The organism is Allorhizobium ampelinum S4 (assembly GCF_000016285.1).
Lineage (GTDB): Bacteria > Pseudomonadota > Alphaproteobacteria > Rhizobiales > Rhizobiaceae > Allorhizobium > Allorhizobium ampelinum.
On the sequence record NC_011989.1, the window covers coordinates 3190070 to 3205691 of the forward strand.

General features: G+C 58.0%; 14 protein-coding genes. 9 read left to right on the top strand and 5 right to left on the bottom strand.

Features of this window, described 5'->3' with window-relative positions; all coding sequences use genetic code 11:
• The first annotated feature begins 145 nt into the window (after positions 1-145).
• From AVI_RS15145 to AVI_RS15155, 3 genes are all read left to right on the top strand, one after another.
• Positions 146-838 carry a TetR/AcrR family transcriptional regulator gene (locus AVI_RS15145; protein WP_015917176.1) on the top strand — a complete coding sequence of 231 codons (693 nt, stop codon included), beginning with the start codon at positions 146-148 and terminating at the stop codon, positions 836-838.
• A 138-nt stretch (positions 839-976) separates the two neighbouring features.
• Positions 977-1741 carry a TerC family protein gene (locus AVI_RS15150; protein WP_015917177.1) on the top strand — a complete coding sequence of 255 codons (765 nt, stop codon included), beginning with the start codon at positions 977-979 and terminating at the stop codon, positions 1739-1741.
• 118 nt (positions 1742-1859) lie between these two features.
• Positions 1860-2585 carry a sulfate transporter family protein gene (locus AVI_RS15155; protein WP_041697091.1) on the top strand — a complete coding sequence of 242 codons (726 nt, stop codon included), beginning with the start codon at positions 1860-1862 and terminating at the stop codon, positions 2583-2585.
• Here AVI_RS15155 and nth read toward each other — a convergent pair.
• Positions 2565-3329: an endonuclease III gene (gene nth / locus AVI_RS15160; protein WP_015917179.1), complete on the bottom strand. Its 765-nt coding sequence runs from the start codon at positions 3327-3329 to the stop codon at positions 2565-2567. The two genes, AVI_RS15155 and nth, sit on opposite strands and share 21 nt — an antisense overlap.
• A gap of 39 nt (positions 3330-3368) precedes the next feature.
• Here nth and AVI_RS15165 point away from each other — a divergent pair, with 39 nt between their 5' ends.
• The 3 genes from AVI_RS15165 (at position 3369) to AVI_RS15180 (ending at position 6593) form a co-directional block, all read left to right on the top strand.
• A complete protein-coding gene (locus AVI_RS15165) occupies positions 3369-3851 on the top strand; it encodes a DUF2244 domain-containing protein (protein ID WP_041697093.1) in 483 nt (160 codons plus the stop codon).
• 81 nt (positions 3852-3932) lie between these two features.
• Positions 3933-4820, top strand: coding sequence for a methylated-DNA--[protein]-cysteine S-methyltransferase (locus tag AVI_RS15170; protein ID WP_015917181.1), 888 nt, complete (start codon positions 3933-3935; stop codon positions 4818-4820).
• Positions 4821-5600: 780 nt separating this feature from the next.
• Positions 5601-6593 carry an alpha/beta hydrolase family protein gene (locus AVI_RS15180; RefSeq protein WP_015917183.1) on the top strand — a complete coding sequence of 331 codons (993 nt, stop codon included), beginning with the start codon at positions 5601-5603 and terminating at the stop codon, positions 6591-6593.
• A gap of 84 nt (positions 6594-6677) precedes the next feature.
• Here AVI_RS15180 and AVI_RS15185 read toward each other — a convergent pair whose 3' ends face one another.
• Entirely contained in the window at positions 6678-7655 is a 978-nt protein-coding gene (locus AVI_RS15185; RefSeq protein WP_015917184.1) for a sugar-binding transcriptional regulator, read from the bottom strand.
• 211 nt (positions 7656-7866) lie between these two features.
• Here AVI_RS15185 and tal point away from each other — a divergent pair, with 211 nt between their 5' ends.
• Positions 7867-8823 carry a transaldolase gene (gene tal / locus AVI_RS15190; RefSeq protein WP_015917185.1) on the top strand — a complete coding sequence of 319 codons (957 nt, stop codon included), beginning with the start codon at positions 7867-7869 and terminating at the stop codon, positions 8821-8823.
• 261 nt (positions 8824-9084) lie between these two features.
• Here tal and AVI_RS31155 read toward each other — a convergent pair whose 3' ends face one another.
• Entirely contained in the window at positions 9085-9678 is a 594-nt protein-coding gene (locus tag AVI_RS31155) for an SH3 domain-containing protein (protein ID WP_015917186.1), read from the bottom strand.
• A gap of 300 nt (positions 9679-9978) precedes the next feature.
• Between AVI_RS31155 and AVI_RS15200 the strand changes: the two genes are divergently transcribed.
• The gene (locus AVI_RS15200) at positions 9979-10884 is read left to right on the top strand and encodes a DMT family transporter (RefSeq protein ID WP_015917187.1); all 906 of its coding nucleotides are present in this window, start codon (positions 9979-9981) and stop codon (positions 10882-10884) included.
• A 190-nt stretch (positions 10885-11074) separates the two neighbouring features.
• The gene (locus tag AVI_RS31160) at positions 11075-12256 is read left to right on the top strand and encodes a hypothetical protein (protein ID WP_071204381.1); all 1182 of its coding nucleotides are present in this window, start codon (positions 11075-11077) and stop codon (positions 12254-12256) included.
• A gap of 93 nt (positions 12257-12349) precedes the next feature.
• On the opposite strand, the gene lysS is transcribed toward AVI_RS31160, so the two are convergent.
• Complete coding sequence (gene lysS, locus AVI_RS15210; protein WP_015917189.1) at positions 12350-13846, bottom strand: lysine--tRNA ligase; 1497 nt, start codon at positions 13844-13846, stop codon at positions 12350-12352.
• A 103-nt stretch (positions 13847-13949) separates the two neighbouring features.
• Complete coding sequence (gene gltX, locus AVI_RS15215; protein ID WP_015917190.1) at positions 13950-15404, bottom strand: glutamate--tRNA ligase; 1455 nt, start codon at positions 15402-15404, stop codon at positions 13950-13952.
• Between the last annotated feature and the right edge of the window lie 218 nt (positions 15405-15622).

Sequence of the window (15622 nt, forward strand, 5' to 3'; positions counted from 1 at the left end):
AAAGGCGGAAACAATCGAACGGAACCGTTCGGTTCGATTTGACATAGGCCAATTCATACCGCATATCAAGAGAACAAACGAGTGCCGGCCATCTAAAGTTAATTTTTGTGTTGCAAATGCCCCATATGAGCGAAGACACCCGAGCATGACAGTCGTCGACGATGAAAAACCCGCCCAGGCCGCTTCAGGACGTTTCGCCGCAGGTGAAGATCCGGCCAAGCGCGACCAGATCCTGGATGGCGCCAAACGCGCCTTCATGAAGCATGGCTTCGATGCGGCCAGCATGAACGATGTCACCCGGGAAGCCGGCGTGTCCAAGGGGACCATCTATGTCTATTTCCAGAGCAAGGAAGATCTGTTTGCCGCGCTGATCAACAACCAGAAGCAGAAATTTGCGGCCTCAATGCGCGATATCCTGGCGGAAGAGACCGATCTGCATATGGCGCTGCGCCGCTATGCCCTGGCTTTTACCAATTATATTCTCACCAGCGAAATGATCCCTGCCATGCGCATGCTGCTGGCGGTTCAGGATCGCATGCCGCACCTCTGTCAAAGCTTCATGCGGTCGGGACCGGAAAACGTCCGCACGGTTCTCGAGGACTATCTGGAGGTCCAGGTGAAGGCCGGACGTCTCGACATAGCCGATACCGAGCTTGCCGCCCGCCAGTACATCGAGCTGGCAACAGGCGCCTATTTCAAGAAGCGACTGTTCGGTGAAATCGAAGTGCCGCCGCCGCAGGCGGAAATTGACTACATCATCGATAACGCCCTGCATATTTTCCTGCTCGCCTATGATCGCAAGGCCGAAAACGGCCCTGAGGCGCAACGGGCGAACTGAGGAAATCCATCTCATCCTGTGGCCAAATCACCACGATAGCGTTGATGGTCCTCTCACATGACTTGCCGCCCTTGCTGATGCGGTATCGGCTCCCTATTTGTGTCGCAAAGCGCTTTTTGCACGGGGGATATCAATTTTATGCAGGACTTTACCTATTTGCTCAGCGATCCGGCGGCCTGGATCGCTCTTGTGACGCTGATCATCATGGAAGTGGTGTTGGGAATAGACAATCTGGTCTTCATTTCCATTCTCACCAACAAGCTGCCGGAGGGGCAAAGAGACAAGGCCCGCAAGATCGGTATCGGCCTGGCGCTCGTCATGCGCCTCGGCCTGCTCGGCACCGTCGCCTGGATCGTTCAGCTGACCACGCCGGTCTTTACGCTGTTTGGCCACGGCTTCTCGTGGAAGGACATGATCCTGATTGCCGGGGGCCTGTTCCTGGTCTGGAAAGCCACCAAGGAAATCCATCACAGTGTCGACCCGGTCGACAAGGAAGGCGATTTCATCGGCACGGCCACGACGACCATGGGGGCGGCCATCGGCCAGATCCTGCTGCTTGACCTGGTGTTTTCGGTTGACAGCATCATCACCGCCGTCGGCATGACCGAGCATGTGGTTATCATGGTGATCGCCGTGATCTTCGCCGTCACCGTCATGCTGCTGGCCGCCAACCCGCTGGGCCGCTTCATTGAGAAAAACCCGACCGTGGTCATGCTGGCGCTGGGCTTCCTGATGATGATTGGCATGACGCTGATTGCCGATGGCATGGGCTTCCATGTGCCGAAGGGCTATCTCTACGCCGCCATGGCCTTCTCCGCCCTTGTCGAAGGCCTCAACATGATGGCACGTCGCAAGAAGCAGGCGACGAAAGCCGAGGACGCGGCGCGCAAGAAGCTGCATTGACATTGATCGAGAGAGCAAGGGGCTCCCCTTGCTCTCTCAACTCTTGCACAGCGGCATTCCGCCTCCCACATCCTCACCGTTCTGATCTGTCATTCTGGTCCTGCCCTGGGAGCTGCCTGTGATCCTTGATGCCGCCATGCTGTCGCTGCGCAATCTGTTTGCGCCGGAAACCCGTTCGGTGTTCTGGAAAGTGCTGGGCTTGACGCTGGCCGCCCTGGCCGGGCTGTGGCTGGCGCTGCGTGAGCTGTTTATCTTCTATCTTTGGCCCTGGTTTGCCGGGTTTTTCCCCGCAACGCCGGATTGGGCCGGCTGGCTGGTGCTGATCCTCGGCATTGTCGCCAGTATTGGCCTGGCATTGGTGCTGGCGCTGCTTTTGGCGCCGGTCACGGCCATCATTGCTGGCCTGTTTCTTGATGATGTCGCCGAAGTCGTGGAAAAGCGGGATTACCCGACCGATGCGCCCGGCACGGCCATGCCGCTTGGCGATGCCATCGTCCAATCGCTGCAATTTTTCGGCATCGTCATCCTCGGCAATCTCATTGCCTTCATGCTGCTCTTCGTGCCGGGCATCAACCTGATCGCGTTTTTCCTGGTCAATGGCTATCTGCTGGGCCGGGAGTTTTTCGAATTTGCCGCCATGCGGCTGCGCCCGACCATCGAGGCGCGGCAATTTCGCGCCAAGCATTCCGGCACGATCTTCCTGGCCGGACTGGTGATAGCAGCGTTTCTAGCAATCCCTATCCTCAACCTGCTGACGCCGCTGTTTGCCGCAGGGCTGATGGTGCATCTGCACAAGATGCTGTCGGTCAAAGACCCGCAGTTTTCAAAGGATCTGCGGCGGTAGTTCCACCAGGGGCGCGGGAACATCGCAGGTCTTTTCCGGCGATTTGCACAGGTCAGCAATCACGCAGCGCTCGCATTCCGGCTTGCGGGCCTTGCAACAGTAGCGCCCATGCAGGATCAGCCAGTGATGGGCATGGAAGAGATAGTGCTTGGGGATGATCCGCATCAGGATCTCCTCGATCTCATCCGGTGTCTTGCCGGGTGCCAGCCGGATGCGGTTGCCGATCCGTAAAATATGCGTATCGACGGCCATGGTCGGAATGCCAAAAGCCATGGACATCACCACATTGGCAGTCTTGCGGCCGACGCCGGGCAGCGTCACCAATTCTTCGCGGGTTTTTGGCACCTCGCTGCCGAAATCATCGATCAGCTTTTGACTGAGGGCGATGACATTCTTCGCCTTGTTGCGAAAAAGTCCGATGGTTTTGATATAGTCGCGCACCTTCTCTTCGCCCAGCGCCAGCATTTTTTCCGGCGTATCGGCCACGGCAAACAGGGCGCGGGTCGCCTTGTTGACCCCCGCATCGGTTGCCTGCGCCGAGAGCGCCACGGCGACGACAAGGGTAAACGGGTTGACATGCTCCAGCTCGCCCTTCGGTTCCGGGCGCTGCACGGAAAACCGCCGGAAGATTTCCTCCAGCTCGGCCTTGGAATAGGCGCTGCGAACCGCGACTTTTCGTCCCGCTGGCTTGGGTTGAGAGGGGGAAGAAATTGACTTTTTCAAAGTTTGCGTGCTGGATTTCATGGTTCTATTTGATCAGGTTGGTAAAGAAGGATGGCGTCCATGGGTGAGGTTGCCGATCAACCGATTTTCGCTGCCGAACTGGTACCCTATCGGTCGCTAGGCCGAAAGGGGTTTCGCATCATGCTGATGCTGTCCGGGCTGGTCTGTGTCGGCTATGGCGGGTTTTTCCTGACGACCGGTGCCTGGCCAATCGGGTTTTTCTTCGGGCTGGATTTTCTGCTGCTCTACGGTGCTTTCCGGCTGAATTACCGCGCCGCCAAAGCCCGCGAGGAAGTCACGGTATCACGCACCGCCATCTCTATCCGCAAATTCACCCCCTCGGGGCGGATGACCGAATTTCGCTGGAACCCGTTCTGGGCGCGGTTCTTTGTCCGCCGCCACGAGGAATTCGGGATCATCTCCATGTCGGTGCAGGGGCAAGGCCGGGCCACCGATGTCGGCTCGTTCCTCAATCCCGATGATCGCGAAAGCTTTGCCAAGGCCTTTCGCGGTGCCTTGGCAACGGTAACGCAGCGGATCTGATTTCTGTCAGCGCATGGCAAGAAACGGGTGGCACGGCACGGCCTGTCATGGTCAAGTCGCCTGAGCCAAAGGAAGAGTGCCATGACCACATTTGCCCGCAGTTTTGAAACAGGCGCCAGCGACATCACCCCCGAAGGGAGCGATTACCAGACCGTGCGCCGGGTGATCGAGATGCTGACGCTTGACTATCGGGAGCAACCGGCGCTGGAAACCATTGCCGAACGGCTTGGCCAATCCCCCACGCAATTGCAGAAAACCTTTACCCGCTGGGCGGGCCTGTCGCCCAAGGCGTTCTTGCAGGCGGTGACGCTGGATCATGCCAAACGGCTGCTGGGCCATGAAGGCCTGCCCTTGCTGGAAACCGCGCTGGAGCTTGGCCTGTCCGGGCCGGGCCGCTTGCATGACCTGTTCGTCAGCCATGAAGCGATGTCGCCGGGCGAGTGGAAAGCCAAAGGCGCGGGCCTGACCATTCGCCACAGCTTCCACACATCCCCCTTCGGCCTAGCGCTGGTGATGGTGACGGATCGCGGCTTGGCGGGCCTCGGCTTTTGCGATCCGGGCGAAGAAGCTGCCTGCTACGCCGACATGGCTGGGCGCTGGCCACTGGCCAATTTTGTCGAGGACCCACTGGCCATCGAACCCTATGTGACCAGGATCTTCGACCCTGCCAGTTGGCAAGCGGAACAGCCGCTCCGCGTCGTGCTGATCGGCTCGGATTTCCAGGTCCGGGTCTGGCAAAGCCTGCTACAAATCCCGCTTGGCCGCGCCGTCACCTATTCCGACATCGCCCAGAAAATCGGCCAACCCACCGCCAGCCGCGCCGTCGGCGCAGCAGTTGGGCGGAACCCGATTTCCTTCGTGGTGCCGTGTCATAGGGCGCTGGGGAAGAGCGGCGCGCTGACGGGGTATCATTGGGGGCTGACGCGCAAACGGGCGATGTTGGGGTGGGAGGCTGGGCAGGTGGGGTGAGTGGTGGATGGCGGATGGCGGATGACGTCCGATGCTGCCCTTGCCCCTAAACCGACGTCGTGGTTACACCTGAACCGGAATTAGCAATACTCAGATAGATGAGTGACTGTATGTGGGGAATGTGAGTGAGTTTTCGAAGACGACGCTTTTCCAGGAATGCAATCATTATATTATTGGCCGCCGGGCTTCCTTTTGCGTACTTTTACTATCTTATCGCCACTGACTACCGCAAGGACCCGGCAAGGGTCGCCTTCATCATGAACATCTCGGAACTGCCACAGTCGGTTCGAGACATCGAATGTTCAGCAACTGCCATCACCGACCTAATCGTAACTTGCGCGTTTAGAATTAACCCCGAGGACTTTCAAAGCCTCGTAAGCGGGTGGCATTTCAAGAGTGACAGAGTTTCCGGTGATGGAAGAGATTACGGGACGGATGCGAAAATAGGTCCATCTTTCGATGCGGCGGTACGGTACTTCGTTTACCCAGACAGCTTCAAAAAAGGTGGCCGTGTCGATCTCGTGACGAATAGAGACCAGACTATGGTTGTCGCAAACCGATACGAGGAATGAAATCCGCAGTGGCGACAATGAGGGCGCAAAGTACACGTCCTCTCCTCACCCCACCAACCGTAACAATTCCCTGGGCGCCTCCTCGTCCTTGATTGGTGTATTGCAGCAGATGCGGAACATAGTGGCGCGGTAGAGACTGAGAAAGCGGGGGGTAGGAAGAACAATCAATTTGTGATGAGATATTAGGTGCTCGCTTTATGGAGGCTCCATGCCAGTTGGCTTTAGAACAGGCTCTAGTTTCGATCCCCTGCGATTGAATTGGGATGGTTCTGGTCCGCGTCCACTACCATGGACCGCTTGGTATCCGACAGACGAGAAGTCGTCCGCTCATCCTCTCGTCGAGAAATCCTGGTTCAGGAAACAACCCGTTGGTGTCAACGCGCAGATAGCGCATGCGGACGGGACGTTGCCGCTTGTTCTATTGTCGCACGGAACAGGCTCCACAGCCGCTGGTTTGGAATGGCTTGGCTTCCGGCTGGCCGAGCAGGGCTTTGTCGCGTTAGCGGTGAACCACCACGGACATACGGCCTTCGAACCTTTTCGCGCAGAAGGGTTCCTCTGCATGTGGGAGCGCGCGAAAGACCTGACAGCTATTCTCGACGACCCCAATTGGCGCAACGAACTAAGAGTCGAAACCGGCGATCAAATTTTCGCTGCGGGCTTCTCAGCCGGAGCGTATACGGCACTTTTACTGTCTGGAGCGCGTATCGCATTTTCACAGTTCGAGCCCGACAACCCGGAAAAGAGTCCGATCCGTGGGCCGCGAGAATTTCCAAACCTCGCCGATAAACTGCCGAAACTCTTTAAAAACCCGGTTTTTCGAAGGTCTTGGGAGCAAAGGCGCTCAGACTTTTCGGATCGCAGAATCCGCGCGGCATTCGCAATTGCTCCGGGTCGTTCCGTGCTGGGTTTCTCTCAGGATAGTCTTCAGGCTATCAACAAACCTGTCCATCTGATAGGCGGTGACGAAGACACTGTTGCGCCACCAGACCAGTGCTGCAAATGGCTGTTCCAAAATATTCCGGACTGTAGATATGAGATTTTGACGGGAGGTGTCGGTCATTACACCTTCCTCCCAGAAGGATCTGAGATAGGACGAGAAGCTGCACCTGAACTGTTTATGGATGGAGCAGGGTTAGACCGAACCGCAATCCACGATTACGCTGCAACATTGGCCGCAGAATTCTTCAGGTCAACATAGATTGGAAACTATTAAAAGGCCCTTCGGGCTATGTGGCATAGCAATAGCGCCGCCAGGCGAGATCCTCAACGACCCTGTCATTTCTCACGCAACCAACCCCAACAACTCCCTCGCCGCAGCCTCATCCGTAATCAGCGTGTTGCACCCTATACGGCGCATGGTGGCGTGGATGGCAATGGCGCGGTGGGCGCCGCCGGAGGCGATGACGATGTGTTTGGCTTTTTTCAGCGTGTCGAGATTAACGGACATGACCCGCTCGTTGATTGGGTGGGAGACCGAGCGGCCCTCGGCATCAAGGAAGTTGAACATGGTGTCGCAGACGCAGCCTGCCTCGATCAGTTCGTTCAGCGTGGCGCGGCTGATGAAGCCTTCTGACAGCGAGGTGGATTGCGGGCGGATGTCGCCGCAGGAGACCACGGCGAGGTCGAGGTTTTCGGCGAGGTCATAGAGGGTTTTCAACCCGCAATCCTCAATCAGCGCCCGTTTGGTGGCGACGCTATCGACCAGCAGTGGGGCCAGGAACATATAGCATTCCGCCCCGAGCTGGCTGGCCAGCCGCCATGTATAGTCGATGGGATTGGTCTGGTGGACGGCGACAATGCCGCCCAGCAGCGAGACGACCTTGCAATTTTCCCGGCGCGGCGGGCGAAAACCAGCCAGCGACGCCGTCATGGTGCGGCCCCAGCCGACGCCGATGGTCGCATTGTCAGTCACCACTTCGGTCAGGAATTGGCCAAGCGCCAGGCCGACGGCGCGGGCGATGCCTTCGGCATCCTGCCCGGCAGAGGACGGCACGACCACGGCTTCATCCAGGCCGAAGGCCTTTTCCAGTTTCACGGCCAGTTCGACGCAATCGTCGATGCCCTCAGCAATCCAGATCTGCACTTCGGAACGCTTCAACGCCTCATCCAGCAGCCGGATCACCGTCGAGCGGCTGATGCCGAGGCGTTCGGCCACATCCTTCTGGGTCAGGCCCTGGTTATAATAGAGCCAGGCAGCCCGAAGCCGCAGCGATGCTGCCTCCGAATAGCTGCTCTGGGTCTCCCGGCGAAGCTTGACCACGATGCGAATTGTCCCCTGTTTTCCGTCTCCTGACTATCGCAAGCCATGCAACATTTGTCAAATCCAACGGACAAATGTCTTGACTTAATGCCCCTCCATAACGATATTCAGATCAAAGGACAGAGGATATGGTCCCCAGGTCGCAAAGACGTGTTGGAACGCAAATGCCCGTCCAGTGTTCATTTAATATGTGACATGAAGGAATTGCCTGATGACTTCGAAACTCGAACAGCTTCGCGCCATGACCACGGTTGTCGCCGATACCGGTGACATTGAGGCCGTAACCCGCCTGAAGCCGGTGGATTGCACCACCAACCCGACCATCGTGCTGAAAGCCTTGGGCACCGACATGTTTGCCGATGCCTTTGAAGAGGCGATCAAATGGGGCAAAGCCAAGGGCGGCGCCTCTGATGCCGTGACCGAGGCGATTGCCGACCGGCTGGCGATTTCGGTTGGTGCGGCGCTTGCCAAGATCGTGCCGGGCCGGGTCTCGACAGAAGTGGATGCTGATCTGTCCTTCGATACGCAGGCCTCGCTCAACAAGGCCCGCGCCATCATTGCCCAGTATAAGGAGCGTGGCATCGAGAAGGATCGCATCCTGATCAAGCTCGCCTCCACCTGGGAAGGCATTCGCGCCGCCGAAGTGCTGCAAAAGGAAGGCATCGACTGCAACCTGACCCTGCTGTTTTCCAAGGCCCAGGCCATTGCCTGCGCGGAAGCCAAGGTGTTCCTGATTTCGCCTTTCGTTGGCCGTATTCTCGATTGGTACAAGAAATCGACCGGTGAAAACTACACCTCTGAGACCGATCCGGGCGTGGTGTCAGTGCGTCAGATCTATAATTTCTACAAGGTCAATGGCATCGAAACCATTGTCATGGGCGCGTCGTTCCGCAATGCGGGCGAGATCGAAGCGCTTGCCGGTTGCGACCGGTTGACAATCAGCCCAGCGCTGCTGGACGAGCTGGATGCGGCAACTGGCGATCTGCCCCGCGTGCTGTCTCCTGAGAAGACCACGCCCGATCCGCTGGTGTCGCTGGATGAAAAGGCGTTCCGCTGGGCGCTGAACGAAGATGCCATGGCGACGGAAAAGCTGTCGGAAGGCATTCGCGCCTTCGCCAAGGATCTTGGCACCCTACGTGGCATGGTGGCAAAGAAGCTGGCCGCCTGATTTCGACGATATCTTGAGGAATAGGGCGCGGCAAAGGCTGCACCCTCAGTTTATTGACAAACCGCGATCTCGGCATTTCGTCACCCTCGGGCCTGTCCCGAGGGTCTGCTGTCGCTGAATAAGCCATTGATGCTGTTGGATTAAATTAACGTGCTTAGATGCTCGGCACAAGGCCGAGCATGACGTCGAGGATAAATGCGGACTTTGTCAGCAGTCTGAGGGCGCGGCAAAGGCTGCGCCCTTTTTCGTTACCGCGAACCCTCACTCATCGCTATTGCCGCCCGCCCCGCTTTGGCTATTGCCGAACGGATTGGCATAGCCGCTGCCATTGTTCTGCCAGCTGGAACCTTGTCCGCCCTGGCCTTTGCCTCCTTGGCCTTTACCCCCCTGGCCTTTACCAACAGGCAATTCAATCACCGGATCAACCGGCACGCCGCCAATCATCCCTGGCGGGTCGCCACCGGTTTTGACGACATAGCGGCCATCCACCCAGCCGCTGATGCGCGGGCGGTCCACGGTGGCGATCCGGCACCAATAGCCGCCCCGGCTTTCCATGCAGTTCTGCATGTCAACAGGCGTACCTTCGGTCAGCGCATGAATGATGCGGAAATTCGGCCCTGCACCCGACAGAACCGGCAATTGCTGGCCAGGCTTGAGTCCGGTGACATGCCAGAGATAGGGATCGGGGAAATCCATTCCGCCTGGTGCGCCATTCCCCTGACCATTGACAGAAGGTGCCGGGATCACCGTCTGGCTGAAGGCTGGCATGGCGGAAAATACCAGGAAAAACGCCAGCATGCTGCGCCCGGTCATTCGGCTCAAAAGCCTGCGGCTGAGACTGGCTGCTGGAGGCATGGCATTCTCCTGTTGCTGGAAAAGGCCTGCTGGCCTTTCTGTGGGCGGTGACGCGCCACATTTTCACGGTTACATTGTCTTACCCGATGATCCGTTAAATTCAGGTGGACAACTCAGTTCGGAAAAAGTGGCTACCCCTGTGCAATGATGTTTATGATTGATTTCGACTGTAAATAAGCTTCAGGCGTTGTTTTCGTTCCCCGATGATGACAAGGTAGGGTCTTCGCGCTACCCGCACTCCCCCGTTGGTTTACTGGCCTCGTCTCTCTTCGATGGCCCTTTTCTCCGTTTGTTGACATGATGAAATCGACTTCGCTTGGCTATGTCTTTGCCTTTGCCGCCTATACGGTATTTTCCATGCAGGATGGCATTTCCAAGCATCTGGGCGATAGCTATTCGCCCGTCGTGGTCGCCACCGTGCGCTATTGGGCCTTTGCGATCTTCGCGCTCATTCTGGCCGCCCGCAGCCGCAATGGTCTGGTCGCGGCAGTCAAAACCAAACGGCCTATCCTGCAAATCCTGCGGGGCCTGTTGCTGGGCGCGCAGATCCTGGTGTCGATTGCTGCCTTTCACTATGTCGGACTTGCCCAATCGCAGGCAATCTTTGCCGCCGGGCCAATTTTCGTGGCGCTGCTGTCGGTGCCGCTGCTGGGCGAGCAGGTGGGCTGGCGGCGCTGGACGGCGATCCTGGTCGGCATGCTCGGCGTGGTGCTGATCCTTTCGCCGGGCTCAGGCAGTTTCAGCCTGATGGTGGCGCTGCCACTGTTCTGCGCGCTTTCAGGGGCTTTTTACGGCATTCTGACGCGGCTGGTCAGCCGTGATGATCCGCCCGTCACCAGCTTTTTCTATATGTGCATGGTCGGCTTTGTCGGGGCCAATTGCATGGCACCATTTTTCTTGGCTCCGATTGCCAGACAGGATTGGTTCTGGATGTTGGCGCTGTGCTGCACCGGCATTGCCGGGCATTTTTCGCTGATCAAGGCCTATGAGCACTTGAATGCCGTGGTGCTACAACCGATTGCCTATTACCAGCTAGTGTTAGGCTCAATCATCGCAGTAACGGTGTTTGGCGAAAGCCTGACCCACAATATGGTGCTGGGCTCGGTCATCGTGGTGGGTGCTGGCCTGTTCACCGTCTGGCGCGAACAGGTGGTGGCGCGGCGAAAAGCGCTTGAGGTTCAATCTATTGCAGAACCTGCTTCTTAACTAAACTTCATACGGGAACTGATTACGCCCTTATTAACCGTGGTTGCGAATATACGACGATAAAGAAAAACGAATATACCCAATTAAGCCTTCGGCAACAGGAAACTCCTAAAACTAGGGGGTGTTTTGCGTTTGTGGAGTGGGCCATGGGATATCGTGTGTCGTGAAGCTATTGCCAGGCAAAATCCATTTGTCGCGCAAGCTCCTGCTGATCGTCGGCGGCGTCGCGGTCCTGTGTGGCGCCACGGGTTCGGCTGCCGTCTATATCGGCCGTGATGCCCTGCTCGGTCCATCCTATAGCGAGGTCAACGGCCTGACCTGCATGGAACTGCAATCGGCCACCATCAAGCGCAAAGACCGGCTGTGGGTTCGCAAATATGTCACCACGGACGCAACCGATGGCGTAACCCGCATCAAGACCGCGCTGCGCATCGCCAAATCCGTTGCCGAGACGGAAAAACCAGATCTCGTTCAGGTCGTGGTGCTCGATCAAAAGGGGCCAAAGGACCAGTCCGACATTCGTGGCCGCGCGATTGGCGCCGATGTCATCTATATTCCCAATCCCGCCCAGCTAGCCGAAACCGCGCAGATGCAGAGCCTGACGGCGCGCTATGTCGACAAACAGGCGAATAGCAATGGCGATTTTTACGGCGAGCGGGTGGAAATGCCGCTGGCCGACGCAAGCACCATGATGGCCAAGCTGACGGACACCGCCCCTTGCGAAAAGCCGGTCCTTGCCACGCCCGAAGGCGAAGGCAAGAAAGAAGGCGGACACGCGAAAGAAGATGGACACGCCAAGGAAAAACCCAAGGAAGGGCAGAGCTCGCATGGCGAGGCAGCGCATGGTGAAGCGGCTCCAGCCGAGGCTCATGGCAGCGAAGCGCCAGCTGAGGAAAAGCCCGGCTTGATCGCCTCGCTTAAAGGCATGATTTTCGGCGCTGAAGAGAAACCGGCAGCACCGGCACATGACGCCGCCCCGGCTGCCGATGCAGCCCCTCCTGCCCATGCTGAGGAGGTCAGCCACTCCGACAACGCGGCCCCTCACCAAGCCAACGCCGACAAAGCGCCCACTCAACAGCAAGGTGTTGAACATGCAGGTAGCGAAAAGGCAGGAGAACCCGTTCCGGCACCTGCGTCCCCCGCAGCGGCATCTACTCCGGCGGCAACATCACCAGTGGCCGCAGCCGATCCGACGCCACAGACCGTGGAGAGTAAGGGCTGGCTGAGTTCGATCAAATCCATGGTCACAGGCACAGATAAGCCGACAGCAGAAACCACTGCGAAAGCCGAGGCGCAGAGTGATTCAAAACCGCTGGTAACAGAGCCTAGCGCCACGCCCTCGGTTCTGCCACGCGGAATTTCACTGCGATAAAGACGCCAGAATCGCCCCGAAATAGCATCGTGCAGAACACGCAATCGGCACGATGCTATAGGGCTTTTCAGCCTCGCTGCTTGATCCGCGCGATCAATCGACCTTGGCGCGCCGCGCCGGGAACAGAATGATGTCTCGGATCGACGGCGCATTGGTCAGCAGCATGATCAGGCGATCGACGCCAATGCCAAGTCCACCGGCTGGCGGCATGCCCTGGTCGATGGCGTCGAGAAATTCGTCGTCCAACTGCTTGTCCTTTTCGCCACGGGCATGGGCCTGTTCGAGCTGCTCGACCATGCGCTTGCGCTGTTCTTCCGGATCGTTCAGCTCGGAAAACGCATTGCCGATTTCCCAGGCGTTGCAATAGGTCTCAAACCGTTCGACCAGACGCGGCTCGCCGGGCACTTCCTTGGCAAACGGCGAAATGTCCTTGGGGAAATGCGTCACATGGCTTGGCTGGATCAGCGTGCCCTCGACCTTTTCTTCAAAGATGAAGGACAGACATTCGCCCCAGGTCCAATCCTTCTCGACCGCAAACCCGGCAGCCTTGGCCGCCGCGCGGGCTTCTTCATCGGTCTTGATGGCCAGGAAGTCGATGCCCGTGACCTCCTTGACGGCATCCGGCATAGGCACGCGCTTGAACGGACCTTTGAAGGAGATTTCCTTGTCGCCAAAGGCAAATTCGGTCGAGCCATGAATGCGCATGGCGAGGTCGGCAAACAGGCGCTCGACCAGATCCATCACGTCTTCGTAGTCGGCATAGGCCCAGTAGCATTCCATCATGGTGAATTCAGGATTGTGCCGGGTGGACACGCCTTCATTGCGGAAGTTGCGGTTGATTTCGAAAATCTTGTCGGCAAGACCAGAGACCAGCGTGCGCTTGAGGAACAGTTCTGGCGCAATGCGCAGATACATGTCCTGCTTCAGCGTGTTGTGATGGGTCTTGAACGGATCGGCAGACGCTCCGCCATAGACGGATTGCAGCATGGGGGTTTCCACCTCCATGAAGCCATCGCTTTCCATGAAACGGCGGATGCCGGAAACGATCTTCGAGCGCTGCTGGAAGCGCAGCTTGGATTCGTCATTGGTGAGAATGTCGAGATGGCGCTTGCGATAGCGCACTTCGATATCCGTCACGCCGTGATATTTCTCCGGCATCGGCAGAAGCGTCTTGGTCAGCATGGTGATGGTTTCGGCGTTGATGGTCAGCTCACCGCGCTTGGTGCGGCGAACCGGACCGGTAACGCCAACAATATCGCCCAGATCGATCATCGGCAGCATGGCGCGCGCTTCTTCCGGGGTCATATCCTTGTGGCTGAAGATCTGGATTTTGCCCGAGGCATCGCGCAGGTCCATGAACATGCCGGAATTGCGCGAGGAATAAATGCGGCCTGCAACCGTAACCGTATCGCCCGATTCCGTGTCCGGCTCCAGCTCCGCATATTTTTCGGCCAGTTCAGCCGTGGTGGCGGTGCGGTGGAAGTGAGCTGGATAGACATCGCCGATCTGCTGGCGCAGCAGCGCCAGTTTCTGGCGGCGCACCTCGGTGGCGTCGGAGGAAAGGGCGGTTTCGGTGTTTGCTTCGGTCATTGGTTCGCCTATCGGGCACGAAATTCTTGGATCAATTGTGGAGCATAGCGGCTGAAAACGGCTATGATAAGCCCTCCCTCATAAAGGGGGAGAGCTTTAGCTGTCAGGCCGCGCCAGCCATGGAGGTCAAGACCTGAATGGCCACCTTGAGGCGCTGGCGCACCACGGAACGGCCCAGCAGCGCCATGCTGTCAAACAGCGGCAGAGAACGCTGGCTGCCGGAAACGGCAACGAACAACGGCGGGGTGACGACGCGCAGCTTCTTGCCCAACCGGTCGGCAATGGCCCGCAGTTCTTCCTCGATGGTCGCAACATTCCATTCGAGGATCTTTTCGAGATCGGCTTGAACGGTGGTGACGATCTCAAGCGTTTCCGCCGGGCTGGTTTTCAACCCGCCGAAGGAAGCAGGCGTCAGGCCGACATCATTGGCCAGCAGGAAGCCTGCCAGCGGCGGCAATTCGCCAAGCTTGGTGATCCGGCTCTGAGCGAGCTTCAGGCCTTCCGTCAGCCTGTCGTTTTCGCTGGCCCAGGTCAGAACGCGGCCCAGGAATTCGTCCGGCGTCAGCTTTTCGCGCAGCCAGCGACCGTTCAGCCAGTCGAGCTTCTGGATGTCGAAGATAGCACCCGCCTTGGAGAGATTGTCGGGGTCGAACTTGGCGATCAGCTCGTCCATCGTCAACAGCTCTTCGCCTTCGGCGATCTGCATGAAGAACAGGCCAAGGAAATTCATCAGCGCTTCGGGCAGGTAGCCGAGGGCCGAATAATAAGAAATAGAGGTCGGGTTCTTGCGCTTCGACAACTTGGATTTGTCGGCATTGCGCATCAGGCTGAGATGCATGAACACCGGCGGCTCAAGACCGAGATATTTGTAGATCAGGATATGCTTCGGCACGGAGGCCAGCCATTCCTCGCCGCGCGCCACATGGGTGATCTTCATCAGGTGGTCATCAACCACATTGGCCATGTGATAGGTCGGCATGCCGTCTGCTTTCAGCAGAACCTGCATATCGACGCTTTCCCACGGGATCGACACGTCGCCATAAACGCCGTCATGGAAATCGCAGGAGCCTTCGGTTGGGATTTTCAGGCGCACGACATGCGGCTCGCCTGCGGCAACGCGCGCATCGACTTCTTCCGCCTTCAAATGCAAGCAGAGACCGTCATAGCCGGGCGGCTTGCCCGCTGCGCGCTGCGCTTCGCGCATCTGGTCCAGCCGGGCGGGCGTGCAGAAACAGCGGAACGCATTGCCCTCAGTCACCATCTTGTCGACGAACGGACGATAGGTGTCCTTGCGCTCGGACTGGCGGTAGGGACCGTAGGGACCGCCAACATCCGGGCCTTCGGCCCAGGTCAGGCCGGTCCATTTCAACGCGTCCAGCACCTTCTGCTCAAATTCCGCCGTCGAGCGGGTCGCATCGGTATCCTCGATGCGCAGAATGAATTCACCGCCGTGTTTCTTTGCGAACAGATAGTTGAACAGCGCGATATAGGCTGTGCCGACATGCGGTTCACCGGTGGGAGAAGGAGCGATACGGACGCGGACGCCGGAAGTGGTCATGATTTTGCTCGTGGTCATGGAGGCGAGGATCGGGCAGAGCCAAGCCATCGCATTTTGATGATCTGGACGCGGTGAAAGCCACGCTCAAGGCAGGCTTCCAGCGATAATCCTTTGGCTGGCCTTAGGCCATATCTAAGGCCAAGCGTCAAGGAAAACCCAAGCATCGGCGGGAACGCATGGGCCGGTGACAGAGGATTTTGAAAAAGATTGCGAAAAAA